Source organism: Natrinema salsiterrestre (assembly GCF_029502005.1).
GTDB classification, from domain to species: domain Archaea; phylum Halobacteriota; class Halobacteria; order Halobacteriales; family Natrialbaceae; genus Natrinema; species Natrinema salsiterrestre.
The window spans coordinates 879205-902297 of sequence record NZ_JAMQOT010000001.1 but is presented as its reverse complement, the minus strand read 5'-3'; the positions used below and the strand labels follow the sequence as shown (position 1 = coordinate 902297).

Sequence of the window (23093 nt, the reverse complement as noted above, 5' to 3'; positions counted from 1 at the left end):
AGCTGTCGCCCGAAAGCCCCGCGCTGAGCGGTCGCGACCGCTCAGCGCGCTCCGTTCAGTTCCACTCAGTACCGCACGCTTTCAGTCCCACCCGGGGCCGGTGGCCCGGGATTTTGACCGTGCACGGTGCACGTTCGATATGTCCGTTCGAATCGGCTTCACGGGCGACGTGATGCTCGGACGACTCGTCGACGACCGCCAGCGAAGTCGGCCGGCCGACGCCGTCTGGGGGACCGTTCGCGAGCGGTTACGGGGTCTCGACGGACTGGTGATCAACCTCGAGTGCGTGCTCTCGACGCGCGGGCGAGAGTGGCAGCGGACCCACCGGCCGTTTCATTTTCGGGCCGACCCGGACTGGGCGATCCCGGCGCTCGAGGCGGCCGGCGTCGATATCTGTTCACTGGCGAACAACCACGTCCTCGACTACGAGGAGGTAGCGCTACGGGACACGATCGACGCGCTCGCGGAAGCCGGAATCGCCCACGCGGGTGCCGGTGAAACGATCGACGAGGCGCTCGAACCGGCGGTTCTGACGATCGACGGCTCCGGTACGGACGGCGCGGAACAGCACGCGGACGGTGACGACGGACTCGACGTGGCGGTCGTCTCGTTCACCGACAACACGCCGGAGTACGCCGCCGACGAGGCGTCGCCGGGAACGGCTCGGATCGAAATCGACGAGTCGCGACGCGACTCGCGCAGTCGGACGCGGTCCGACGACGTCGACGACTCCGAGACGAGACGGCGCGTGAGGGACGCGCTCGAGCGCGCACGCGAGACGAACCCGGACCTGCTGGTCGCTTCGCTGCACTGGGGGCCGAACATGGTCACGGAGCCCCCCGAGTCGTTTCGGGCGTTCGGCCGCTGGCTGGTCGAGGAGGGCGTCGACGTCGTCCACGGCCACAGCGCTCACGTCTTTCAGGGGATCGAGGTCCACGAGGGGAGTCCGATCGTCTACGACGCGGGCGACTTCGTCGACGACTACCGGGTCGATCCGGAACTACGGAACGACCGGAGCTTCCTGTTCGTCCTCGCCGTGACGTCCGAGGGCCGACCGCCCGAACTCCGATTGCATCCGACCGAGATCGACGCCTGTACGGTGTCCGAGGCGAGCCCGGACGCGGCCGCGTGGTCCCGCGAGCGAATGCGCGAGCTGTCCGAACCGTTCGGCACCGAGTTCGATCGGGACGGCGACGCGCTCGTCCTCCCTCTCGAGCAGTGAGCTGAGACGGATTCGGTGGCCCGTCTCGAGGGGTGTGTCACCACGCCCTCCGGGCAGTTGACAACCCTTAAGATAGCAACTCCGCTACACCGGGGTAGTATGAAAGTGGTCGTCTCTATCGGCGGGAGCGTCCTCGTCCCCGAGCCGGGCGCGGATCGGGTGGCCGAGCACGCTGGCGTCATCGAAGACCTCATCTCGGAGGGCTGTCGGATCGGTGCCGTCGTCGGGGGCGGCGGCGTCGCCCGCGAGTACATCTCGGCCGCTCGAGACCTCGGGGCGAACGAAATCGAACTCGATCAGCTCGGGATCGACGTCACGCGACTCAACGCTCGCCTGCTCATCGCCGCGCTGAGCGAGGAGTCCGTGACCGCACCCGCGCTCGATTACGAGGAGGCCAGCGAGGCGCTCCGCCGGGACGACATCTGTGTCATGGGCGGCGTCGCGCCGGCCCAGACCACCGACGCCGTCGGGGCCGCGCTCGCGGAGTACATCGACGCGGACCTGCTCGTCTACGCCACCAGCGTTCCCGGCGTCTACAGCGCCGATCCCAACGAGGACGACGACGCGACCAAGTACGACCACCTCTCCGCCGCGGATCTGGTCGACGCAATCGCCGGTCTCGAGATGAACGCCGGTGCCTCGGCACCCGTCGACCTGCTCGCGGCGAAGATCATCGAGCGCTCGGGGATGCGAACGATCGTGCTCGACGGCACCGACCCGGAGCGGATCGCGCGTGCGGTCCGATTCGGCGACCACGAGGGGACGGACATCGTCCCCGAGGGTGCCGGCGCGGAACCGACCTACTGGGCGAGTGACGAAGAATGAGTTCCGACGGCGACGCCACCGAGGAGACGGCAGACGCCCCCGAGTCGGACGCGATCAGCCCCTACACCCTTCAGCGCGAGGAAGCGAGCGAAACGCGCCACGCGTTCTGGGCCGATACAGTTGCTGATCGGGTAGAAGAACGAAACCCGGACGAACCGATCGTCATCAAGGGCGGCATCTCGCCGTCGGGCGTTCCCCACCTCGGGAACGTCAACGAAATCATGCGCGGCTACTTCGTCGCCGAGGTGCTGCGCGACCGCGGGTACGAGGTCCGGCAGGTCTTCACTGCCGACGACCGCGACCCGCTCCGGAAGCTCCCGCGGACCCTCTGTGACCTCGAGGGGAACCTCGTCGACCTCGGCGAGGTCGATGCCGGCGCACTCGGCCGGAACCTGGGTGCACCATACACGGACATTCCGGACCCCTTCGGCTGCTGTGACTCCTACGGCGACCACTTCGCGACGATCATTCAGGACAGCGCGGACGCGGTCGACGTCCCGATCGACATGGTCTCGAACACCGACCTGTACGAGTCCGGCGAGTTCGAGGACGTGATCCGGTTCGTCCTCGAGCACCGAGACCGCGCACGCGAGGTCCTCTCGACGTATCAGGACAAAGTCGACGAGGACTACGTCCCGTTCAACCCGATCTGCGAGGAGTGCGGGAAGATCACGGAGACCGTGACGAGCATTGATCTGGACGGCGAGACGCCGACCGTCGACTACCGCTGTACCGACATGGACGCCGGCGATCAGACCGTCGACGGCTGCGGTCACGAGGGCACCGCGACGCTGCGCGAGGGCAAACTTCCCTGGCGCTTCGAGTGGCCCGCCCAGTGGCAACTGCTGGGCGTCGACTTCGAACCCTTCGGCAAGGACCACGCCGAGGGCTCCTGGCCGAGCGGGCAGGACGTCGCCCGCAACGTCCTCGAGATCGAGCCGCCGGTCCCGATGGTCTACGAGTGGTTCACCCTCGACGGGGAGCCGTTTTCCTCCTCGGAGGGGAACGTCATCCTCGTCTCGGACGTCCTCGAACTGCTCGAGCCCGAGGTCTTGCGCTACTTCTTCGCGAAGGACCCCGCGAAGGCCCGGGACTTCAGCATCGAGCGACTGGACCAGCTGGTCGACGAGTTCGACCGGCTCGAGGCGACGTACTTCGGCGAGATCGAGGCCGGCGAGGACGAGCAGGCCTTCGCCGACCGCGTCTACCCCTTCGTGGTCGAAGAGCCGCGGGAAGAGCGCATCCGACTCCCATACACCTTCGCCGCGGTGCTCGGGATGACCGACGATCCCGCCCTGCGCGAGGAGATCGCCCGCCGCGAGGGACACATTCCCGAGGACGCCCCCGAGTGGGCCGTCGAGGGTGCCCTCGAGCGGGTCGAGCAGGCCCGGAACTGGGCGCGCCGGACGGGCAACGAATTCGATTACGAACTCAAGCGGACTGCGATCCCGGAGCACGACTTCGATGCGGACACCGAGGCCGCGCTCGCGGACCTGGCGGATTTCATCGAGGAGGGCCACGACCCCGAGGAGATTCAGGGCGAGATCTACGAAGCCGCGAGGCGCCACGACGTCGACGTCGGTGACTTCTTCGCGGCGGGCTACCGGCTCTTCTTCGACGAGGAGCAGGGCCCGAAGCTCGGTCCCTTCCTCGCGAAGGTCGATCGAGAGTTCGTCGTCGGGCGGCTTCGCCGCGAACGCTAACCCCTCGATCGACGGCCGGACAGACAAAAGCCATTTGAGAACGCCACCCGGAGGTAGTAGCAATGGATCACGGTTCGTTCGCGTTCGTCTCACCGCCCGAAATATTCGGCTCGGAACTCGTGACGTGGGTTCTGGTCGGTCTCCTCCTCTACTGGGTCGCGATAATCGCCGTCCGGAACGCCGGCTATCTCCCCGACTACATCGGTACGCAGGGGCCGATCCTCACGTTCCACACCAAACGCGGACGAGTGCTGCTCGATCGCCTCGCTCGTCCGAAGCGGTTCTGGCGGGCGTGGTCGAACCTCGGCGTCGGCATCGCGCTGGTCGTGATGGTGGGGATGTTCGCGTTTCTCATTCAGGCGGCGATGACCGCACTCTCGACGCCACAGATGACGTCGTCCGCGGTTCGACAGCCGCGAAACGTCCTCGTCATCCCCGGCGTCAACGACTTCCTCCCGCTCGCCGCCACGCCCGGCATCGTCTTCGGACTCCTCGTCGGGCTCGTCGTCCACGAGGGCGGGCACGGCCTGCTCTGTCGCGTCGAGGACATCGACATCGACTCGATGGGGATCGCGATGCTCGCCGTCCTTCCGGTCGGCGCGTTCGTCGAACCCGATCAGGAGAGCAGCAAGTCGGCCTCCCGGGGCGGCCAGACGCGGATGTTCGCCGCCGGCGTCACGAACAACTTCGCGATCACGCTGCTGGCCTTCGCCCTCCTGTTCGGGCCGGTCGTCGGGGCCATCGGCGTCGCACCCGGCGCGGCCGTCGGCGGCGTCGCTCCCGATTCGCCCGCCGCCGACGCCGGCATCGAACCGAACGACCGCATCACGGCGATCGACGGTACCGCAGTCGAGGGGAACGACGACCTCGCCGATCGGCTCGAGGCCGCTGACGGCGAGGAAGTGACGGTCGAACTCAACGGCGAGGAAACGGTACCCGTCGATCGATCGCTGCTCGTGACCGCGGCGATGAACGACGGCCCGACGGGACTCACCGCCGGTGACGAGATCCGTGCGGTCGACGGCCGGACGATCGCGACGGAACGGGGGTTCATGGACGCCGTCGGTGACGACGAGCGAGTGACGCTGACGATCGACCCCGCGAGCGGTGACGAGCGCGTCGAACGCGAGGTAGCGATCGGCGCAGCCGTCTCGGTCGCCGCCGACGGGCCGCTCGAGCGCGAAACCGGGCCGACCGACGAGACCTTCGTCATCACCCGCTTCGACGGCGAGCGCATTCACAACTACGGAGACCTCGCGCCCATCCTCGAGGATAGCGAGCCCGACCAGCAGGTCGAGGTGGCGGGGTACTTCGGCGACGAACGCGAGACTTACACCGTGACGCTCGACGAACATCCGCGAGCCGATAGCGGGTTCCTCGGAATTCAGGGGCAGCCGGGAACGTCCGGCGTCGCGATGAACGATATCGGCGTCCAGCTCTATCCCACAGGCGAGTATCTGGGACTGCTCGGCGGCGAGGGCGAGACCCGGTTCGGTCCCATTACCGACACCTTCCTCGGAAAGATCGGGATCGCGATCATGCTGCCGGTCCTCGGGGTCAGCGGCGCGATGCCGTTCAACTTCGCCGGCTTCACCGGCGGGATCCAGAACTTCTACGAGGCACAGGGGGCGCTCGGTGCGTTCGGCGACGGGACCGTCTTCCTGCTGGCGAACCTGCTGTTCTGGACCGGCTGGATCAACATCCAGCTCGGCTTTTTCAACTGCATCCCGGCGTTCCCGCTCGACGGCGGGCACATTCTCCGGACGAGTACCGAGGCGATCGTCTCCCGGTTACCGATCGACGCGACCCGCGGAATGGTCCGCGTGGTGACGACGGCGATCGGCGTGACGATGCTCGTGAGCTTCCTCATGTTGCTGTTCGGCCCGGAACTGTTCGCGGGCTGATCGGAATCGGCCGACCGTGTGCGACGAGCCAGGCGCCATCTTTTCGAGACGGCCCGTCACCCTCTCCGACTACTCGTCCGTCTCGATCCCGTGGCGGTCGTAGAACTCCTCGGGCGTCTCCTCGATGCGTTCGAACTCGGTCTCGAAGTAGTGCTCGTAGTGGCGGACGACCTGTTCGACGACCCAGCGGCTGAACTCCTCGTCGAAGCGCCACTCGCCCTCGATCTCGGGGATCTCGAACCGATCGTCCGTCGAGAAGGCCGCGTAGACGTGGCAGAAGCCGAGGATCACGTCGGCGAAGTCGCGGGCCTTCTCCGACCCGCTCTCGCGGCGCTCCTCGAGTTCCGCGCGGCCGTCGTCGGTGAGCTCGAAGTACTTCCGGTCGGGCTCGTCTTCGCGTTCGATGCGTTCGGTCCAGCCTTTCTCCTCGAACTTGTAGAGGATGGGGTAGACGGAGCCGTAGGAGGGTTCCCAGTGACCGCCGCTGATCTCGCGGATCTCCTTGAGGATCTCGTAGCCGTAGCGGGGCTTCTCCTCGAGGAGCTCGAGTACGAGGTAGGCGATCAGCCCTTTCGGCGGCCCGCTCTTTCGCATACGAGTGGTGGGTTAAACGGACGGATGTAAAGCGTTTCGGTCACGGTAGAAATCGACGTTCTGATGGCCGGAGACGACGGATCCGACGGGTTCCCGGAGACGAGTCGACGCCAGCGGGCGCGACCGGGAGCCGACCGAAACCCGGCCCTTCTTAGCGATCCCGCTCCAACCCGCGCCCATGGAACGACGGCGACCGCCACAGACCGACGAGGGCTGGTACGTCCTGCACGATTTCAGGTCGATCGACTGGGACGCCTGGCGAGGCGCACCCGAGCGACGCCGCTCGCGGGCGATCGACGAGGGTATCGACTATCTGACCTCCTGCGAGGCCGTCGCGGACGCCGAGGCGGGCGATTCGGCCGTCTTCTCCGTGCTGGGCCACAAGGCCGACCTGCTCGTCCTCCACCTCCGACCGACGCTCGCGGATATCGACACGCTCGAGCGGCGGTTCGAGCACACCGCACTCGCCGAGTTCACCGAACGATCGGATTCCTACCTCTCGGTGACGGAGGTCTCGGGGTACATGTCGGAGGAGTACTTCGACGAGGACAGCGAGGTCGAAGACAGCGGCATGGAGCGCTACATCGAATCCCGTCTGAAACCCGAAATTCCCGACAGCGAGTTCCTGAGTTTCTATCCGATGGACAAGCGCCGCGGGCCGGAGGACAACTGGTACGATATGCCCTTCGACGAGCGCGCGGAGCACCTGTCGTCCCACGGCGAGATCGGCAAGGGGTACGCCGGGCGGGTCACGCAGATCATCTCCGGCAGCATCGGTCTCGACGACTTCGAGTGGGGCGTCACCCTGTTCGCCGACGACCCGACCGACGTGAAGGAACTCCTCTACGAGATGCGCTTCGACCCCTCGAGTTCCCGCTTCGCCGAGTTCGGCCGGTTTCTCTCGGCGCGCCGGTTCCCGTCCGAACAGCTCGGGGCCTTCCTCGCCGGCGAGGCGGTTCCACGGGAGGGAGGCGCTCACGGGGAGCACGGACATCCACACGGGACCGACTCCGAAGGCCATCACGGCGGTTCCGACGGCCATCACCACGGCGACGACGCGGACTCGAGCGACCGCGGCGACGACGGGGCCGACCACGGACACGGCAGCGATGACGAGGACCTCCGCAGCGAGCTCGAGGACATCGGCGTCTACGCGGGCCAGCCCCACGGCGAGGACGTCCACGCGGTCGTGCTCTACTCCGCGGCCGACCCCGACGAGCTGTTCGAGGAGGTCGACGGTCTGCGAGGGAACTTCGATCACTACGACACGCACGTGAAGACGGCGGTCTACGAAGTACGCGACGGCGGCGACGACGCGGAAACCGCCGTCGTCAGCCTCTGGGATACCGAACGCGCGGCGAGTACGGCGGCCGGATTCCTCGCCGACCTCCCCGAGATCGTCCGGCAGGCGGGCGACGACGAGGACGATTCGTGGGGGACGATGGGGATGTTCTACACCGTCGAACCCGAGCATCGGACCGACTTCGTCGACACGTTCGGCGATGTCGCCGGCGTCCTCGCGGACATGGACGGCCACCGCAAGACCGACCTGCTGGAGAACCGCGAGGACGAGAACGACATGTTCATCGCCAGCCGGTGGGACTCCCGCGAGGACGCCATGGCGTTCTTCCGGAGCGACGCCTTCTCGGAGACCGTCGAGTTCGGCCGCGACGTCCTCGCGGACCGACCGCGACACGTCTTCCTCGCCTGAGAACGCGCCGGCCTTTTCCTGTCGGCTCGAGGCGATACCCGACTTCAGAGCCGACCGGAGTCGGTCGTCTCGTCGTAGAAGAAGTAGGCGGCGATCCCGGCCAGTCCGAACGCCAGCGTCACGAACGGCCACTTGTCGGCGTCCCGACCAGTCATGTGCGCGTGAATAGTGACGAAGATCGCGAACCCGATATGAGCGACGAGCGTCGCGGCGAGAAACGACTGTGCGTCCATTGTCGCGATGTTCGACGCCTCGAGCAAAGCCGTTACGAAGCCGACCGAAAACGTCGTGGCCGGGAGGACGGCTCGAGCAACGCGAGAGCCGTTCGACTCGGGGAAGGGCAGGCGGTTACCAGAGACGACCGCGAGCGAGGCCGAAGGCCGAGCGAGCGGGCCGACGACCGATGTGGAAGGCGCTCTCGAGCGCCTGGAACGGAGGGAGGAGTGCTTTTGATCGAAATTTTGCCGAGGGCCGCCGAAGGCGGCCCGCAGAGCAAAATTTCGTTAGAAGTCGTGATCCGGATCGTCTTCGACCGTCCGCTTCATCGATTCGCGACGGGACTTGGCGTCGCGACCGGTCGCCTCGAGCAGGAAGTCGTTCTTCGCGTCGACGGCCTCGCCCGCGGCCTCGAGTTCGTCGGGACCGAGCTCGGTGGGGTCGCGTTCGTAGAACTCGACGCCGAGCTTGTCCTTCTTGCCGGAGTATTCGACGGTGCCGACGACGACTTTCTCGAAGACCGGGTTGTCGGGCTCGCCGATCACGTGGAGGTCGTTGCCCTTGTACTCCTCGGTCTCCGTAATCGGGCCGAAGTAGTCCTCGACGGTGGCCTCCATGTCCGGAATTCGCTCCTCGAGATATTCACCGCGACGCATCTTGTACTCCTTCATGGCTCGAAGAAACACGGCGGAGTGTTTACCTCTTTTCATAGCCGACGTTTCGGGTGTCTGATGGGTCCTCGGGCGGGGGAGACCGCCGATCCGGTCCGTTTTCGCTCGGGGGTCGGATCGAAAAGCGAGAGGGCGTCGACGGGCGGTGGATCCGAACGCACCCGCCACGAATCATCGCTGACTTCAGTCCGCTGCGTTACTGTCGACGTTCGCGCTCGCTGAGATAGCCCTTCCGGCAGTCGGGGCAGATATCGCCGCTGCGAAGCGAACTCCGATTCCCGGGGGCGACGTACTCACACCGCGGGCAGTAGAACTCGGTCGGGACGTCGTCGGCCGGTCCGCCGCTGCTCTCGGCGGGTGTCGGTGCGGACGCGGCGCGCTCGATACCGGTTCCCGAGTCGGCGTCGGTCGCGGGGTCTGACTCGGCGTCGCGCGGGGGATCCGCGGTCACTGACCGCGCGTCCGTTGCGGCCCCGGTCGTCGCTTCCGTACCGCCGGGAGTTCCGGTCTCGGTGCCGCTCGTCGTCTCGTCGTCCTCGAGCAGGACGGCGTCGTCGTCGATCTCCGCCGGATCGGGACCGCCGGTGCCGGCGTCCGGCTCGGCGTCGGCCGCGTCGTCCGGCCAGGTGGTCGGCTCGGACTCGCTGCCGACCGGCGGGCCGACGTCGTCGGAGTCGGGCCACTCGCCGTGATCGCGATCCCGGTCGGGTGAGTCCTCGTCGTCCTCGAGGATTTCGCCGTCGTCGGTGACGGGGTCGGCGGCCTGGTCGCTCGGGAGGTCGATCCCGCCCGCATCGCCGTCAGCCTCGGTTTCCGGGGCAGCGGCGGTCGTCGAGTCCGGGTCCGGGATTGCGGACGGTTCGGTCTCGGGCCCCGTCGACTCGGTGTCGTCCGCGTCGATGAGTTCGGCGTCGTCGCCGTCGGGCGTCTCGGCGACGGCGTCGTCGGCATCGATGAATTCGGTGTCCCCGTCGGGATCGCCGTCGGGCGCGTCGGACTCGAGCGGTGGTTCGGGCGGTTCGGTATCGGGCTCGTCGGGGATCGAGTCGGCGTCCGTTCCGGCGGAGAGGCTGGTGACCTCGGTGTTCTCGCTGATGACGTGTTTCTCGCCACAGCGGGCACACTCTTCGTACTCCTGGACGGTAACGACGACTTCACTGCCCCGTTCTTCGCGCTCGCGTTCGACCTCGGCCTCGCCGAAGTCGTGTCCGAGCAGCGAACATCGCAGGACCATTGTGCGACCGTACCGACCCAGTGCATAAAAAACGTGCTGCCTGTTCGCCTCAGTCGCGTTACACTCTCGCGAACCGGGCGGTTCGATGACGATGCGCCGATCGGTGTTCGGCTCGCCGAACCGTGGTCGGACTCGTTCTCGAGTCCGGGGTGGCCGTGGACGGTCCGCGGAACGGCAAACGTCAAATCCCGGGTGGTCGAATGGACATACAGATGAGAGCAAAGCGGGAGTACCGGAACCGGGAGGGGACGGAGGTAGCGGTACTCGACGCGCTGGTCGATCGCGCCGACGACGGAATGACCGTCTTCGAGCTCCGGGCGGCCGTCGAGGTCGATATCGACGAACTCGAGACGGCGCTGTCGACGCTCAAGGAGGACGACCTGATCGTCGTCGAATCGGGATCGGAGACGGTGATCAAGCCCGCCGAGCGCGTGGTGCCCGACGAGCCGACCGACGAGGACGAGGACCAGTCGTTCGGCGAGTGGATCCGCGAGCGGATCCCTTTTTGAATCGAAACGCCTGAGAGGGTCAGGCCCCAGGGAGTAGGCATGAGCGTCATCGAGTCCATCCACGAGGATCACGGGGCCACGTTCGGCGAGCGCGCCGACCGGCGGATCGTCGAACACTACGGACGGCCGGAGCGAACGCATCGGGCCGTCCGCAACGGCGTCGGGTTGCTCGAGTTCGCCTACGGCGTGATCGTCGTGGAGGGCGACGACCGCGTCGAGTACGTCGATAACGTGGTATCGAACCGCGTCCCCGCGGAGGACGGACAGGGATGTTACGCCCTCGTCCTCGATCCACAGGGCGGAATCGAAGTGGAACTCTACGTTTACAACGCGGGCGAGCGGCTCCTGCTCTTTACCCAGCCCGAAAGCGCCGAGCCCCTCGCCGATGAGTGGTCCGAGAAGGTGTTCATTCAGGACGTCGATATCCGGGTCGCGACGGACGACTACGCGGTCTTCGGGATTCACGGGCCACACGCCACCGAAAAGATCGCGAGCGTGCTCAACGGTGCCGGCTCGCCCGACGAGCGCTATTCGTTCGTCCGCGGGACGATGGGCGACGAGGGCGTCTCCGTCATCCGGACCGACGCGCTCACCGGCGAGGAGAGTTACGAGGTGATCTGTGCCGCCGCCGACGCCGCGGCCGTCCACGACACGCTGCTCAATCAGGGGCTCAACGCCGCTCCCTTCGGCTACCGGACCTTCGAGAGCCTCGCGCTCGAGGCCGGATCGCCGCTCTTTCACACCGAACTCGAGGGGACGCTGCCGAACGTGCTCGGACTGCGCACGGCCCTGGACTTCGAGAAAGGGTGCTACGTCGGTCAGGAAGTCGTCTCGCGCGTGGAAAACCGCGGCCAGCCGAGCCGACGGCTCGTCGGATTGACCCTTTCGGGCGAGGCCGTCCCCGACTCCGGCGCGGCCGTCTTCGACGGCGACGCGTCGGTCGGGGAGGTGACCCGCGCGGGCGAGAGCCCGATGCTCGGGGACGTCATCGCGCTCGCGATCGTCGACTACGGGCTCGAGAGCGACGAACTGACGGTTCGAGTCGGCGGCGACGAAGTCGGTGCGACCCTGACCGACCTGCCGTTCGTCGACGGCTCGGATCGGTCGGATCGGCTGCCACAGTATCGGTAGCTCGGTCGCGCCGCGACGGCTCGCTCAGTACTCGCGTCGACGACGCCGTGACCGAGGCGTCGGAGTCACTGCCCCGGATCCTTGATCTGGGGTAGTCCCGCCGTCACCAGTCGGCGGAGCAGGACGACGATTCCGTTCTCGAGGCCGCGGGCGAAGACGGCTTGCTCTTTCGTCTGACTCCCGGGCGTATTCGGGTAGAACGACCCGATCAGGAGCGTCTCGCGGTCGACGAGCAGTATGCGACTGATCGCGACTTCGTTGTCGCTCTCGGAGCCGGTGAGCCAGCCGAGACCGGTTTCGAACACCCGGGTCGTCGAGGTCTCGGTATCGAGCGTGTCGATGATCGTTTCCGTCTGTCCGCCCAGGACGACCGAGATGTCGTTCCGTGCCGCCGTCCGCAAGCTGTCGAGGAGCGTCTCGGAGAGAATGTCCTCGTCGACGACGAGCAACGCGATCTCGGACTCCGCCTCCCTGATGAGGTCGATCGTTCGCGACTCGATCGCCTCGTGGCCGGTCAGCGACCAGACCTCCTGTACCTGATCGTCCTCCTCGACGTCCTGTACTTCCGTGTTCTCGAGATGCGTCTCGAGGGTCGTGATCCGATCCTCGTACTTCTGTCGCAGGGTCTGCGTCGCCTCGTCGATGCCGACGGCGCGGTACACCTGCGGACTCGTGTGCTGTACCTCGACCAACCCCTGTGACTCGAGGACCCGAATCGCATCGTACACTCTCGTCCGCGGGACCTCGGAGATCTCATGGATCTCCTTTGCCGTCCCGCTGGGAAGTTTGTTCAACGCTATAAAACAGCGAGCTTCGTACTCCTGGAGCCCGAGGTCCTGCAACAGGCTAACCGCTTCTTGTGATGTGTCGTTTGCTGTCATGGCCCAACCACGAATTCGGTAGTCCGAACATGCGGTGTAGAGCGCGCGGGTGCAAAAGCATTCGTGTCGAAATTCGGCGCCTCCCGTTATATTTCCCGGCGACTCCCTCGATAAATACGGCTTTCACTCGGATTATCACACAAGCTACTTGGCGGCACGGTCAATAGAGAGGAGTGGCGAGTCCTGTTAGGCCCAACCACGCGGGACTCGCCGATTCTACTCGTCCGATAGCGACCGCGATACCGATCGCGTGTTCCGTGATCGCAGTTCCTCCGAGGCGTTCGAAGTCGATCGACGATTGCGCGAGGTCGTTGACGCCGTCGGAAAACCGGGGAGAGCGGTCGTTGGACACGAAGTGAGATACCCGCGTGACGTACTCGACGGGCGGGTCGCTTAGTCCGATCCGAACGTCACCACCGCCTGGTGATCGGACAGCTGCTCCAGGATCGGGCGGACGTCCGAGAAGCGAGGTCCCGTTTCCACGGTGTCCGTGCCCGGGGTCCAGTCGATGAGGCCGTAATCGTCTAATTTCGGGAGGTGGACGTGAACGAGTTCGATGCCGGCCGCGGCCCGGCTGGCACCCGCACCCGGAGACACGTCGATAGCGACCGGCGACTCGCCGCGCCTGCTCTCGTCTACGAGATCGAACAGTATCCGTCGACGGTGTTCGTTCGCTAACGCGTCGAATAGATCATTGTTTGGTTGTGACATACCATAGTATGTCCGTCCCGATATCAATCAATACGGGGCATTTTCACTCTGACGTTGTGTTTTGATTAACTGAGTGAATAACCGCGGTCGATCGACCCGGGTTCGCATTCCCCTCGTCGAGTGTCGATCGACGCACATTCGGAGCTACTGTTATATAGGGGGAAACCAAGGAACAATCCATGTCAGGAGACGTCCTCGAGCGGGGACTGCTCGATCGAGCGCCGGACGATCGGATTCGGATACTCGACGCCGACGGGACGGTCGTCGCTCCCGAACTCGAGCCGGCCCTCGAGACGGAGACGCTGCGGTCGATGTACCGGGATATGCGGTTCGCTCGGCAGTTCGACGAGCGGATGATCAGCCTCCAGCGGCAGGGTCGCATGGGGACGTATTCGTCGTTGGCGGGGCAGGAGGGGTCACAGATCGGGTCGACGTACGCGCTCGCGGACGACGACATGCTCTCCTTTCAGTACCGGGAGCACGGGGCGCTGGTCGCACGGGGGCTCCCGTGGGAGTACCTGCTGTACTGGATGGGCCACGAGGACGGCAACGCCGCGCTGACCGACATCGAGGTCTTTCCGCTGAACATCTCGATCGCCAGTCACATTCCGCACTCGGTGGGCTGGGCGTGGGCGGCGAAACTGAACGACGACGACCGCGTCGGGGTCGTCCACTTCGGTGACGGCTCGACCTCCGAAGGCGACTTCCACGAGGCGATGAACTTCGCGGGCGTGTTCGATACCCCGAACATCTTCTTCTGTAACAACAACCAGTGGGCCATCTCGATCCCGCGCGAGCGGCAAACGGCGAGCGCGACGATCGCCCAGAAGGCCGACGCCTACGGCTTCGAGGGCGTGCAGGTCGACGGGATGGACCCGCTCGCGACCTACGTCGTCACCGCGGCCGCCCGGGAGAAGGCGCTCGAGGCGGCGGACGACGGACCGCGGCCGACCCTGATCGAGGCGGTTCAGTACCGCTACGGCGCACACACGACCGCGGACGACCCCAGCGTCTACCGGGACGACGACGAGGTCGAGGAGTGGCGCGAGCGGGACCCCATCGACCGGTTCGAGGCGTACCTCCGGGAGAAGGGTGCGCTGGACGACGACTGGATCGACACGATCGACACCGAGATCGATGACACGCTCGCGACGCTGGTCGACAGGGCCGAGGCGGTCGAGGGAGACCCCAGCGAGATGTTCGAGTACGTCTACGCCGAACCGACCGAGCGACTCGAGGAGCAACGCGACTCCCTCGCCGATCTCCGGGAGCGACACGGCGACGACGCGTTGCTCGAAGACGAGTAACGCGGCCGGAGCGCGTATAAAGGCAGCAGCGGGACAGGCGAAGCGCTATCCGGGCACCGTCTCGAGGTGCAGTCGATATGCAACTCGAGCAGCCGTCCCGGAGCGGGTCGGCGACCTGGAACGGCACGGTACCGAGCGCGATCGACGCGCGGGTGCTCGGGCTGGTCGTCGTGACGGCCGGCCTCGCGGCGTCGATAAACGTCTCTTACGGTGGACTCCCGATGGCAGCCGCCGCGTTCGCGCTGCTCGCGGGCGGCGGCGTCGCCGGCCACCTGCTCGGGGAGCGGAAACTCCGACGACTCACTGACGGCCTCGTCGAGCGGTGGGTCGACGCCGGCGGCGAGATCGACGGCGTCACCCGCTCGTCGAACGGGATGCGGACGGAGTGGCGCGTCCACACCCCCGACGGCGAGATCGTGATCGGGGGCATTGCACTGGTGCCGATCGCCCGACTCTCGGTCGAGTGGCAGGGCGTCGGCGATACGATGGCCGCCAGCGAGGCGTCGGCGAACATCGATCGCGTCGCCGAGAGTCTCTACCGGGAAATATTCGAGATCGGCTCGGCGACGACACGGTCGTAACTGCTCCCGACTCACTCGAACAGTTCGTCGTGGCGCTGTGCCAGGTTCGTGTACTCGCCCGACGCGAACGCGTCGTGGATTGCCGCCGCGTCGATTCCCGTCTCCTCGAGCGGCGTGATTTCCGCGGGAACGCCGCGGACGAACGATTCGGGCGGGATCGAGTACGCGTCGGGGACGACGGTCCCCGCGGCGACGATGCTTCCGCTCCCGATCGTCACGTCGGTGTTGACCGTCGTGTTGAATCCGACCAGCGCTCGCTCCTCGACGGTCGTTTCGTTGAGAACGGCCCCGTGTCCGATCATCACCTCGTTCGCGAGTTCCGAGGCGTGAATCGTCGCGTTGTCCCCGACGTGCGTCTCCCGACCGATTCGGACGGGACCGATGTCGCCGCGGAGGACGACGCCCGGCCAGACGCTGGCGTCCGCCCGAATATCGACGTCGCCGACGAGGGTCGCCTCTCGGCTCACCCGCGCCGTCTCGTCGATCGTCGGTCGCTCCCCCTCGAACTCGTAGGTTCTGCTGTCGACCATGCGTGGACGGACCACGAACCCGTTCATAATACTGAATCACGATACTCGTGACAGTCACCCTCGAGGGGATGCTCCCGAACGGAATCGGAGCCGACTACGCGCCCTCTAGCCCGAATATTGCCATTAAATACCATCTGAAGGTATGCAAGCCCACACATTATACCGTGTCGAGCCGGACGACTAGCCGAACATGAGTCAGTCAGAATCCCCCATTCGAGCGATGTTCGACGCACAGCGAACCGCGGTCAAACAGAGCCAGCAGCTGTTCAAGCACGGGATGGCCACCCAGCGAAACGTCGATACGATGGCGCTCACCGGCCTCAAAGGGCAGGCGTCGCTCCAGCGCCAGCAGCTCGCGCTCGCCCAGGCGGCAACGCACGGCTACGTCAGCGCGACGGCAGCGATGCTGCCCAGCGACGACGCTCCCGAGGCCCACCGAACCATCGACGAGACCTTCGATCAGCTGCAGTCGACCCACACGGAGTTCTACGACGCGCTCGAGCGCGAAGTGGAGCGGGACGTCGAGTCCGCCAACGAGCTCTCCGAGGAGTTCGTCGACGCGCTCGACGAGCAGACCGACCAGCTCCTCGAGATGACGCGATCCGTCGAGGATCAGGCCGTCCAGAACGTCGACGAGTTCTCCGGACAGCTCCGCGAGCAACTCGAGCGGACCCAGGAGCTGCAGGATCAGCTCGAAGACCGGCTCGAGGACCAGACCGGTGACGTCGAGACCCTGCTCGAACGACAGGCCGAGCAGATCGAGCAGTTCCAGCAGCAACTCGAGGAGCAGGCCGAAGCGGTCACTCGAGAGATTCCGGTGCAGGGGACCGACGAACCACACACGAAGATCGAGACCGATGCGGAGCACACGCTCGAGGCCGTCGAGGGAATCGACGCTGACGTCCGCGAACAGCTCTCGGAGGCCGGCATCACGACGATCCAGGACCTCACGCGCGCCGGGGCCGAGAACGTCGCCGAAGCCGCCGACATCTCGGAGAGCCAGGCCGAAGAGTGGATCGAGCAGGCCGAAGCCTAAACCGGTTCACCGAGCGTCGCGATCGTCCGTTCACGACGACAGCTCAGGACTCGATCTTGTCGACGATCTCGCGGGCCTGTTCTTTCGCTTTATCCTCGTCGACGTGCTCGTCGATCAGGACGCTCGTGACCTCCCAGTCGTCTTCCCCTTCGACCTTGCCGGTACGGACTTCGCTGCCCTCGGACACCGACTCCGCCGGCTGCTCCGCCCAGTCGGGCGTTCGGATCTCGTCGTACCGGTCGGGATCGCGAAACCGGACGTGGGTGTAGTCGTCTTCCGTCTCTACTTTGTTGATATCGGGCGTATCAGCCATGTCTGGTTCTCGGCCGTCAGTCCGTCTAAATACCATCCTTGAATGTGCCCGGACGATTTCGGTCGGGACGGCGGCCCCGTCTCGCTGCAGATGCCCGGCGAGCCGCCAGCCCTCGGCGAGACTACTATGCGAGTCGAACCCCTCCGTGATCGCATGCTCGTCCTCGGCGATGCCCACGCGTCCGATCCCGATCGATGCGAGATTCTCCTCGAGCTCTACCGGACCCTCGAGCCCGATCGGGTGCTCCAGCTCGGCGACCTCGAGCACTACGACCTGCCGGCGCCGACGTGGTTCATCGCGGGGAACAACGAGGACTTCGACGTCATCGACGCGCTGCGGTCGGGGAGAGATCTCGACGAAACGAACAACGTCCACCTCCTCGCGAGCACGGCGGCCGCGGTCGACGGGCTCCGCGTGGCCGGCCTCTCCGGGAACTTCGCCCCGACGAGGTACGACCGGTCGCGGGCCGAGCTCACGGGGGAGCGTCGCCGTCACTTCACGCGCGACGACGTCGAGCGGGCGGCTGAGCTCGAGGATATCGACGTCTTCCTCACGCACGAGGCACCGAACGGCCTGCTCTCTTACGGGTACGACCCCGGCTGCGAGCACGTCGACGACCTGCTCGAGGCGATCTCGCCCGACCTCTGTCTGGTGGGTCACCATCATCGCCACCGCGAGGCCGAGATCGCGGGGACGAGGGTCGTCAGTCTCGCGCCCGCCTGGGAGCGATACTACACGCTCGAGCCGGCAACGCTCGAACTCGAGAGTCACGAGCACGACCTGTCGGAAACCGACTGAACGAACGGAAGAAAACGACCGAACTGCTCTCGTCGACGGCGGGTCTCCTCAGAACGTCTCGAGGTAGCGGTCGAGTTCCCAGTCGGAGACGTCGACGAGGTAGTCCTTGTATTCCTGGCGCTTGGCCTCGACGAACTTGGCGCTGACGTGGTCGCCGAGCGCGTCGTAGATCGCCTCGTCCTCCTCGAGGGCGTCGACGGCCTCGCCGAGGTTCGACGGCAGCGTGTCGATGCCGTACTCCTCGCGCTTCGCCTCGTCGAAGTCGTAGATGTTCTCCCGGACCGGGTCCGGACAGTCGAGGTCATTTTCGATGCCGTCGAGACCCGCGTGGATCATGACGGCGAGCGCGAGGTAGGGGTTACACGATGGATCCGGCGAGCGCAGTTCGACGCGCGAGGCGGCCGGAACGCGGGCCGCCGGCTTGCGGATCAGCGCCGAGCGGTTGCGGTCGGACCAGGCGACGTACACAGGCGCTTCGTAGCCGGGCACCAGCCGCTTGTAGCTGTTGACCGTCGGGTTCGCGATCGCCGTGATCGCCGGCGCGTGCTCGAGGATCCCCGCGGTGAAGGCGTGGGCCTCCTCGCTCAGGTTGAACTCGTCGTCCTCGTCGTGGAACGCGTTCTCGCCGTCCTCGGTGAACAGCGAGAGGTGCGTGTGCATCCCCGAGCCGTTGATGCGCGGGATCGGCTTGGGCATGAACGTCGCGTGGAGATCGTGCTGGGCGGCGATCGCGCGAACGACGGTCCGGAAGGTGCCGACGTTGTCGGCCGTCGTCAGGGCGTCGTCGTACTCGAAGTTGATCTCGTGTTGGCCCTGTGCGACCTCGTGGTGGCTCGCCTCGACCTCGAAGCCCATGCTCTCGAGGCCGTAGATGATGTCGCGGCGGACGTCGCTGGCGAGGTCTTTCGGCGCGAGGTCGAAGTAGCCGCCGGCGTCGTTGGTCTTCGTCGTCGCGCGGCCGTCCTCGTCCTCCTCGAAGAGGAAGAACTCCGGTTCGGGCGCGGCGTTGACCGTATAGCCCATCTCGTGGGCGCGGTCCAGCGCGTTCTTGAGAACGCGGCGCGGATCGCCTTCGAAGGGCTCGCCCGTCGAGGTATCGTAGACGTCACAGATCATGCGGGCGGACACGCTCTCCTCCTTCTGGCGCCACGGGAGAATCGCGAAGGTGTCGGGATCGGGCTTGAGCCGCATGTCCGACTCCTGAATGCGCACGAAGCCCTCGATAGAAGACCCGTCGAAGTAGATCCCTTCGGCGAAGGCCTTCTCGGCCTGTCGAGCCGGCACGGAGACGTTCTTGACCGTTCCCAGAATGTCCGTAAACTGCAGTCGGAGGAAGTCGACGTCCTTCTCCTCGATCTCGTCCAATACCGCCCGTTCGGTGTCAGTAAGGTTGCCGCTTGTCATCTTTCTCGTCGTCGTATTCTCGGAACCAGCCTACTAAAACACTGCTGTTCCGAGCAAATCTTCGCTCTCCGCGACCAAACTGTATATTCGTAAACTTCTAAAGCGATCAGTGAGTGGGTATATGTGATGACGTACGAAAATCTCGACGCAAAACTAGTGAATGCACTTCTCGGCGACGGACGAGCGAGCCTCCGCAGCCTCGCCGAGGACCTCGACGTCTCCGTGACGACCGTCTCGAATCACCTCTCGGATCTCGAGGAACAGGGCGTGATCGACGGCTACACGCCGAAAGTCGATTACGATGCGGTCGGCTACGACGTGACCGCGGTCATTCAGCTTCAGGTCGAGGGGAACGCCCTCCCCGACGTCACCGACACGCTGCGCGACCACCGCCAGATGACCAGCGTCTACGAGGTCACCGGCGACTACGACGTGATCGCCATCGGCAAGTTCGAAGACACCGACGGCATGAACGAGCAGATCAAACAGCTGCTGACCGACCCCGATATCAAGGCCTCGAACACGAGCGTCGTCCTCAACGCCGTCAGCGAGAACGAACAGTTCGAACTCGAGGTCGACGAGAACGCGTAAACAGATTCTCCGTTTCGGACGATACTCCCCCTCGAGTAGTGATATCACCGGATTTTCCGTCGCGACCACGCGCGGTGACGAGCAGAAATGGTGGCCCGTCGTTTCTGTAAAGATAAGCAGAGTAGTTGGCGCTCACCGAATCGCCTCACGGGGTTCGTATCGGCGAGCGAGTGGTTCGAAGAACCCGAGCGACGCCGTTCACCGAGCGCGGCGGAGCCGCGCTCGGGCCGACGAGCGACCGTCGGGAGCGAGGAGTGCTTTTATACTAAATTTTGCCGAGGGCCAGCTGCGCTGGCCCGCAGAGCAAAATTTAGTCTCACATCATGCCGCCCATGCCGCCGCCCATGCCGCCCATGCCGCCGGGGGCACCGCCGGGGCCGCCTTCGTCGTCGCCCTTGTCGGTCGACAGGTCGCCGGCGGAGATGATGTCGTCGATTTTGAGGACGAGGTTGGCCGCTTCGGCGGCGGACGTGATAGCCTGCTCCTTGGCGTGAGCCGGCTCGACAACGCCGGCCTCGAACGTGTCCTCGACGTCGCCCGAGAAGACGTTCAGGCCGGCGGTGATCTGGCCGTCGTCGTGAGCGGCGCGCAGATCGACCAGCGTGTCGATCGAGTCCAGTCCCGCGTTTCCGGCGAGGACGCGCGGGACGAGCTCGAGCGAGTCGGCGAAGGCCTCGACGGCGAGCTGCTCGCGACCGGAGACGGAGTCGGCGAAGTCGCGCAGGCGCGAGGCGAGCTCGACTTCGATCGCACCGCCGCCCGCGAGGACGCGGCCGTCGGAGACGGTCTGTGCGACGACGTCGAGCGCGTCGTTGACGCCGCGCTCGAGTTCGTCGACGACGTGGTCGGTCGAGCCGCGGAGCAGGAGAGTGACGCCGTGGGCGTCCTCGCCCTCGACGTAGAACAGTTCGTCGGCCTCGTCGCGGGTGACGTCGCCGAAGCCGAGATCCGCTTCGGTCGCGTTCTCGAGGTCGGAGACGATCGACGCGCCGACGACCTCCTGCAGGAACTCGAGGTCGGACTTCTTGGCGCGGCGCACGGCGAGGATACCCTCTTTCGCGAGGTAGTGCTGTGCGAGGTCGTCGATGCCCTTCTGGCAGAAGACGACGTCAGCGCCGAGGTCGGCGATGCGATCGACCTTCTCGCGGAGCTGTTTCTCCTCGCGGTCGAGGAACTGCTGGAGCTGGTCGGGGTCGGTGACGGAGACCTCGGTGTCGACGTCGGCCTCCTCGACCTCGATGGCCTCGTTGAGCAGCAGGATGTTGGCGTCCTCCGCCGAGCGGGGCATGTTGTCGTGGACGGGGTCCTTGTCGATGATGCCGCCCTCGAGGAGCTCGGACTCGCCGGCGCTGCGGCCGGTCTGGGTCTCGATGTTGAGGAACTCGAGGTCGACGACGTTGTCGCCGTTCTCGTCCTCGACGGTGACCTGCCGGATGGCCTCGACGATCAGCTGTGCGAGGTGCTCCTTGTTGACCTCGGTGCCCTTGCCGGTCATCGAGGTCTCGGCGGTCTTCCGGAGGAGTTCCTCGTCGCTCGTGTCGATGTCGGTCGCGATGTCGTCGATCTCCTCGCGGGCCTGCTCGCTGGCGAGGTGGAAGCCCTTGATGATCGCCGTCGGGTGGATGTCCTGCTCGAGGAGGTCCTCGGCGTTCTTGAGGAGTTCGCCGGCGATCGCGACGGCCGTCGTGGTGCCGTCGCCCGCTTCGTCCTCCTGGGTTTCGGCGACTTCGATGATCATCTCGGCCGTCGGGTTGTCGATGTCCATCTCCTTGAGGATGGTGACGCCGTCGTTGGTGATCGTCACCGATCCCATGGAGTCGACGAGCATCTTGTCCATGCCCTTCGGACCGAGCGTCGACTGGACGGCTTCAGCGACCGCACGGGCGGCGCTGATGTTGTAATCCTGCGCGTCCTTGTCCTTGACGCGCTGGGAGTCCTCGCTCATTACGATCATCGGCTGCCCCTGCTGCATTCGCTGACTCATAGTCGGTCGATTGATTGATTGTGATTCTACATAAACGTTTCCCAATCGCTTCCGATCACGAGCGCGGTGTGACGCCAGAGAAAGAGACGGAAAACGCCATACTGCGCAGTGATCGTGACGGACTGCGTCGACCGAATTCGATCGTCACTCGTTCCCAGTCGGTTGGCGATACGGTGCTTTTATATTGATGTGGGATGGGAACAGGTACCTCGGTGACGACCGAACCCGGCGGGCACGGTCGGTCCGATACGCGGCGATTCCGCTCGGGAGGGACGAGCGAGACGGGACACGACGACCGAATCCGCCGACCGTAGTCAACTCGGAAACGATCGATTTGTCCACGCGAAACGATCCTCATCGCGAATCCGGTCGACAGTCACGAGCCCTGACTCGGTTCCGAGTGAAGACAACAGAAGGGTTATGCCGGTAGTCACGTATTACCACTCGAGCAATGGACGAGTCCCCGTCCCTCGCCGAATCGTTCGACGACCCCCGTATTACGCCGCAGTTCTGTCGGCGGCTCTCCGCACCGGCCGGCGATCTCGTGCTCGTCGGCGTCGTCCACGACCATCCCGCGAGCATCGCGCGCGTCGAGCGCGTCCTCGACGCGGTCGAGCCGGCGACGCTCGCGCTCGAGTTACCGGCCGTCGCGCTCCCGCTGTATCGCGTGTACGCCCGAAAGCGAGACGCGGACGACGCGACGTCGCCGCGCTTCGGCGGCGAGATGAGCGCGGCGATCCGCGCCGCACCCGAGGCCGACCACGTCGGTATCGACGCGCCGAACCTGTCCTTCCTCCGGCGGCTCGTGACGCGGTTGGTCGCGGACCGCGCCTCGCCCGCGACGGCCAGACGCGTCATCGCGAGCGTCGGCGGGGCGACCCGCGAAGCGCTCGCCTGTCGGGTCGCCGCGACGCTGACCCACGCGACCTCGATGACCGTCGTTCCCGGCGACCGGGTCGAGTACGACTGCGATCCGGAGGATTCGCCGGAGCGACAGGCCGCACACGAGCGGTCCCACGTCGCCGGCGTTCAGGCACTGCTCGGGAGCGTCGATACGGACGGCTCCGCGTTAGCCTACAGAGACGACACGCGCGAGCACTGCATGGTCGAGCGGCTCGAGGCGGTTCGGTCGGACCCAGGCGACGTCGTCGCGGTGGTGGGCGTCGATCACATCGACCGCCTCGAGGCGGAACTCTCGACGTAACGGGGGGAGAGTCTCGACGACTGATCGGCCGGC

Annotated in this window: 23 protein-coding genes; 13 read left to right on the top strand and 10 right to left on the bottom strand. The window is 65.8% G+C overall.

Features of this window, described 5'->3' with window-relative positions; genetic code table 11:
- The first annotated feature begins 139 nt into the window (after nucleotides 1–139).
- The 4 genes from NDI89_RS04495 (at nucleotide 140) to NDI89_RS04480 (ending at nucleotide 5654) form a co-directional block, all read left to right on the top strand.
- Entirely contained in the window at nucleotides 140–1222 is a 1083-nt protein-coding gene (locus NDI89_RS04495) for a CapA family protein (RefSeq protein ID WP_277520313.1), read from the top strand.
- 99 nt (nucleotides 1223–1321) lie between these two features.
- Nucleotides 1322–2047, top strand: a complete 726-nt coding sequence (pyrH, locus tag NDI89_RS04490) for a UMP kinase (RefSeq protein ID WP_277520312.1) — start codon at nucleotides 1322–1324, stop codon at nucleotides 2045–2047.
- Nucleotides 2044–3750 carry a lysine--tRNA ligase gene (gene lysS / locus NDI89_RS04485; RefSeq protein WP_277520311.1) on the top strand — a complete coding sequence of 569 codons (1707 nt, stop codon included), beginning with the start codon at nucleotides 2044–2046 and terminating at the stop codon, nucleotides 3748–3750. Before pyrH ends, lysS begins: the two co-directional genes overlap by 4 nt.
- A 62-nt stretch (nucleotides 3751–3812) precedes the next feature.
- Nucleotides 3813–5654, top strand: coding sequence for a site-2 protease family protein (locus tag NDI89_RS04480; protein WP_277520310.1), 1842 nt, complete (start codon nucleotides 3813–3815; stop codon nucleotides 5652–5654).
- Nucleotides 5655–5723: 69 nt separating this feature from the next.
- Here NDI89_RS04480 and NDI89_RS04475 read toward each other — a convergent pair whose 3' ends face one another.
- On the bottom strand, nucleotides 5724–6248 hold the full coding sequence (locus NDI89_RS04475) for a PadR family transcriptional regulator (protein ID WP_277520309.1): 525 nt from the start codon (nucleotides 6246–6248) through the stop codon (nucleotides 5724–5726).
- Nucleotides 6249–6426: 178 nt separating this feature from the next.
- Here NDI89_RS04475 and NDI89_RS04470 point away from each other — a divergent pair, with 178 nt between their 5' ends.
- Complete coding sequence (locus tag NDI89_RS04470) at nucleotides 6427–7959, top strand: heme-binding protein (protein WP_277520308.1); 1533 nt, start codon at nucleotides 6427–6429, stop codon at nucleotides 7957–7959.
- A 44-nt stretch (nucleotides 7960–8003) separates the two neighbouring features.
- On the opposite strand, the gene NDI89_RS04465 is transcribed toward NDI89_RS04470, so the two are convergent.
- From NDI89_RS04465 to NDI89_RS04455, 3 genes are all read right to left on the bottom strand, one after another.
- Nucleotides 8004–8192 (bottom strand): hypothetical protein, encoded by a 189-nt coding sequence (locus tag NDI89_RS04465; RefSeq protein ID WP_277520307.1) that lies wholly within the window; start codon nucleotides 8190–8192, stop codon nucleotides 8004–8006.
- Between the two features lie 270 nt (nucleotides 8193–8462).
- Nucleotides 8463–8846 carry a DUF5611 family protein gene (locus NDI89_RS04460; protein ID WP_277520306.1) on the bottom strand — a complete coding sequence of 128 codons (384 nt, stop codon included), beginning with the start codon at nucleotides 8844–8846 and terminating at the stop codon, nucleotides 8463–8465.
- A gap of 196 nt (nucleotides 8847–9042) precedes the next feature.
- Entirely contained in the window at nucleotides 9043–10080 is a 1038-nt protein-coding gene (locus NDI89_RS04455; RefSeq protein ID WP_277520305.1) for a DUF7093 family protein, read from the bottom strand.
- Nucleotides 10081–10292: 212 nt separating this feature from the next.
- Between NDI89_RS04455 and NDI89_RS04450 the strand changes: the two genes are divergently transcribed.
- Together NDI89_RS04450 and ygfZ are read left to right on the top strand one after the other, a co-directional pair.
- Entirely contained in the window at nucleotides 10293–10589 is a 297-nt protein-coding gene (locus tag NDI89_RS04450; RefSeq protein WP_226004404.1) for a DUF6432 family protein, read from the top strand.
- Between the two features lie 39 nt (nucleotides 10590–10628).
- Nucleotides 10629–11720 (top strand): CAF17-like 4Fe-4S cluster assembly/insertion protein YgfZ, encoded by a 1092-nt coding sequence (ygfZ, locus tag NDI89_RS04445; protein WP_277520304.1) that lies wholly within the window; start codon nucleotides 10629–10631, stop codon nucleotides 11718–11720.
- Between the two features lie 65 nt (nucleotides 11721–11785).
- On the opposite strand, the gene NDI89_RS04440 is transcribed toward ygfZ, so the two are convergent.
- The gene (locus NDI89_RS04440; RefSeq protein ID WP_277520303.1) at nucleotides 11786–12601 is read right to left on the bottom strand and encodes a TrmB family transcriptional regulator; all 816 of its coding nucleotides are present in this window, start codon (nucleotides 12599–12601) and stop codon (nucleotides 11786–11788) included.
- A gap of 393 nt (nucleotides 12602–12994) precedes the next feature.
- Entirely contained in the window at nucleotides 12995–13312 is a 318-nt protein-coding gene (locus NDI89_RS04435; RefSeq protein ID WP_277520302.1) for a DUF7344 domain-containing protein, read from the bottom strand.
- A 179-nt stretch (nucleotides 13313–13491) separates the two neighbouring features.
- Here NDI89_RS04435 and pdhA point away from each other — a divergent pair, with 179 nt between their 5' ends.
- On the top strand, nucleotides 13492–14619 hold the full coding sequence (gene pdhA, locus NDI89_RS04430) for a pyruvate dehydrogenase (acetyl-transferring) E1 component subunit alpha (protein WP_277520301.1): 1128 nt from the start codon (nucleotides 13492–13494) through the stop codon (nucleotides 14617–14619).
- A gap of 77 nt (nucleotides 14620–14696) precedes the next feature.
- Nucleotides 14697–15200, top strand: coding sequence for a hypothetical protein (locus NDI89_RS04425; RefSeq protein ID WP_277520300.1), 504 nt, complete (start codon nucleotides 14697–14699; stop codon nucleotides 15198–15200).
- An 11-nt stretch (nucleotides 15201–15211) separates the two neighbouring features.
- On the opposite strand, the gene NDI89_RS04420 is transcribed toward NDI89_RS04425, so the two are convergent.
- The gene (locus NDI89_RS04420) at nucleotides 15212–15730 is read right to left on the bottom strand and encodes a gamma carbonic anhydrase family protein (RefSeq protein ID WP_277520299.1); all 519 of its coding nucleotides are present in this window, start codon (nucleotides 15728–15730) and stop codon (nucleotides 15212–15214) included.
- A 190-nt stretch (nucleotides 15731–15920) separates the two neighbouring features.
- On the opposite strand from NDI89_RS04420, the gene NDI89_RS04415 reads away from it, so the two are divergent.
- Nucleotides 15921–16766, top strand: a complete 846-nt coding sequence (locus NDI89_RS04415) for a helix-hairpin-helix domain-containing protein (RefSeq protein WP_277520298.1) — start codon at nucleotides 15921–15923, stop codon at nucleotides 16764–16766.
- A 43-nt stretch (nucleotides 16767–16809) separates the two neighbouring features.
- Here the strand turns inward: NDI89_RS04415 and NDI89_RS04410 are convergent, their stop codons facing one another.
- Nucleotides 16810–17079 (bottom strand): hypothetical protein, encoded by a 270-nt coding sequence (locus NDI89_RS04410; RefSeq protein WP_277520297.1) that lies wholly within the window; start codon nucleotides 17077–17079, stop codon nucleotides 16810–16812.
- A gap of 153 nt (nucleotides 17080–17232) precedes the next feature.
- On the opposite strand from NDI89_RS04410, the gene NDI89_RS04405 reads away from it, so the two are divergent.
- Nucleotides 17233–17877 carry a metallophosphoesterase family protein gene (locus NDI89_RS04405; RefSeq protein ID WP_277520504.1) on the top strand — a complete coding sequence of 215 codons (645 nt, stop codon included), beginning with the start codon at nucleotides 17233–17235 and terminating at the stop codon, nucleotides 17875–17877.
- Nucleotides 17878–17925: 48 nt separating this feature from the next.
- On the opposite strand, the gene NDI89_RS04400 is transcribed toward NDI89_RS04405, so the two are convergent.
- Nucleotides 17926–19281, bottom strand: a complete 1356-nt coding sequence (locus tag NDI89_RS04400) for a glutamine synthetase family protein (protein WP_277520296.1) — start codon at nucleotides 19279–19281, stop codon at nucleotides 17926–17928.
- Between the two features lie 126 nt (nucleotides 19282–19407).
- Between NDI89_RS04400 and lrp the strand changes: the two genes are divergently transcribed.
- Nucleotides 19408–19872, top strand: a complete 465-nt coding sequence (lrp, locus tag NDI89_RS04395; protein ID WP_226004394.1) for an HTH-type transcriptional regulator Lrp — start codon at nucleotides 19408–19410, stop codon at nucleotides 19870–19872.
- 316 nt (nucleotides 19873–20188) lie between these two features.
- Here the strand turns inward: lrp and thsB are convergent, their stop codons facing one another.
- Nucleotides 20189–21856 (bottom strand): thermosome subunit beta, encoded by a 1668-nt coding sequence (gene thsB / locus NDI89_RS04390; protein ID WP_277520295.1) that lies wholly within the window; start codon nucleotides 21854–21856, stop codon nucleotides 20189–20191.
- A gap of 451 nt (nucleotides 21857–22307) precedes the next feature.
- On the opposite strand from thsB, the gene NDI89_RS04385 reads away from it, so the two are divergent.
- Nucleotides 22308–23060, top strand: coding sequence for a hypothetical protein (locus tag NDI89_RS04385; RefSeq protein ID WP_277520294.1), 753 nt, complete (start codon nucleotides 22308–22310; stop codon nucleotides 23058–23060).
- Nucleotides 23061–23093: the final 33 nt, after the last annotated feature.

What these genes read in the sequence shown, in the direction of transcription:
- NDI89_RS04410 (WP_277520297.1), bottom strand. Translation starts at nt 17,079, where the DNA reads ATGGCTGATACGCCCGATATCAACAAAGTAGAGACGGAAGACGACTAC.
- lrp (WP_226004394.1), top strand. Translation starts at nt 19,408, where the DNA reads ATGACGTACGAAAATCTCGACGCAAAACTAGTGAATGCACTTCTCGGC.
- lysS (WP_277520311.1), top strand. Translation starts at nt 2,044, where the DNA reads ATGAGTTCCGACGGCGACGCCACCGAGGAGACGGCAGACGCCCCCGAG.
- NDI89_RS04450 (WP_226004404.1), top strand. Translation starts at nt 10,293, where the DNA reads ATGAGAGCAAAGCGGGAGTACCGGAACCGGGAGGGGACGGAGGTAGCG.
- thsB (WP_277520295.1), bottom strand. Translation starts at nt 21,856, where the DNA reads ATGAGTCAGCGAATGCAGCAGGGGCAGCCGATGATCGTAATGAGCGAG.
- NDI89_RS04385 (WP_277520294.1), top strand. Translation starts at nt 22,308, where the DNA reads ATGGACGAGTCCCCGTCCCTCGCCGAATCGTTCGACGACCCCCGTATT.
- NDI89_RS04415 (WP_277520298.1), top strand. Translation starts at nt 15,921, where the DNA reads ATGAGTCAGTCAGAATCCCCCATTCGAGCGATGTTCGACGCACAGCGA.
- pyrH (WP_277520312.1), top strand. Translation starts at nt 1,322, where the DNA reads ATGAAAGTGGTCGTCTCTATCGGCGGGAGCGTCCTCGTCCCCGAGCCG.
- NDI89_RS04435 (WP_277520302.1), bottom strand. Translation starts at nt 13,312, where the DNA reads ATGTCACAACCAAACAATGATCTATTCGACGCGTTAGCGAACGAACAC.
- NDI89_RS04480 (WP_277520310.1), top strand. Translation starts at nt 3,813, where the DNA reads ATGGATCACGGTTCGTTCGCGTTCGTCTCACCGCCCGAAATATTCGGC.
- pdhA (WP_277520301.1), top strand. Translation starts at nt 13,492, where the DNA reads ATGTCAGGAGACGTCCTCGAGCGGGGACTGCTCGATCGAGCGCCGGAC.
- NDI89_RS04470 (WP_277520308.1), top strand. Translation starts at nt 6,427, where the DNA reads ATGGAACGACGGCGACCGCCACAGACCGACGAGGGCTGGTACGTCCTG.
- NDI89_RS04455 (WP_277520305.1), bottom strand. Translation starts at nt 10,080, where the DNA reads ATGGTCCTGCGATGTTCGCTGCTCGGACACGACTTCGGCGAGGCCGAG.
- NDI89_RS04465 (WP_277520307.1), bottom strand. Translation starts at nt 8,192, where the DNA reads ATGGACGCACAGTCGTTTCTCGCCGCGACGCTCGTCGCTCATATCGGG.
- NDI89_RS04495 (WP_277520313.1), top strand. Translation starts at nt 140, where the DNA reads ATGTCCGTTCGAATCGGCTTCACGGGCGACGTGATGCTCGGACGACTC.
- NDI89_RS04440 (WP_277520303.1), bottom strand. Translation starts at nt 12,601, where the DNA reads ATGACAGCAAACGACACATCACAAGAAGCGGTTAGCCTGTTGCAGGAC.
- NDI89_RS04420 (WP_277520299.1), bottom strand. Translation starts at nt 15,730, where the DNA reads ATGGTCGACAGCAGAACCTACGAGTTCGAGGGGGAGCGACCGACGATC.
- NDI89_RS04475 (WP_277520309.1), bottom strand. Translation starts at nt 6,248, where the DNA reads ATGCGAAAGAGCGGGCCGCCGAAAGGGCTGATCGCCTACCTCGTACTC.
- ygfZ (WP_277520304.1), top strand. Translation starts at nt 10,629, where the DNA reads ATGAGCGTCATCGAGTCCATCCACGAGGATCACGGGGCCACGTTCGGC.
- NDI89_RS04425 (WP_277520300.1), top strand. Translation starts at nt 14,697, where the DNA reads ATGCAACTCGAGCAGCCGTCCCGGAGCGGGTCGGCGACCTGGAACGGC.
- NDI89_RS04405 (WP_277520504.1), top strand. Translation starts at nt 17,233, where the DNA reads ATGCTCGTCCTCGGCGATGCCCACGCGTCCGATCCCGATCGATGCGAG.
- NDI89_RS04400 (WP_277520296.1), bottom strand. Translation starts at nt 19,281, where the DNA reads ATGACAAGCGGCAACCTTACTGACACCGAACGGGCGGTATTGGACGAG.
- NDI89_RS04460 (WP_277520306.1), bottom strand. Translation starts at nt 8,846, where the DNA reads ATGAAGGAGTACAAGATGCGTCGCGGTGAATATCTCGAGGAGCGAATT.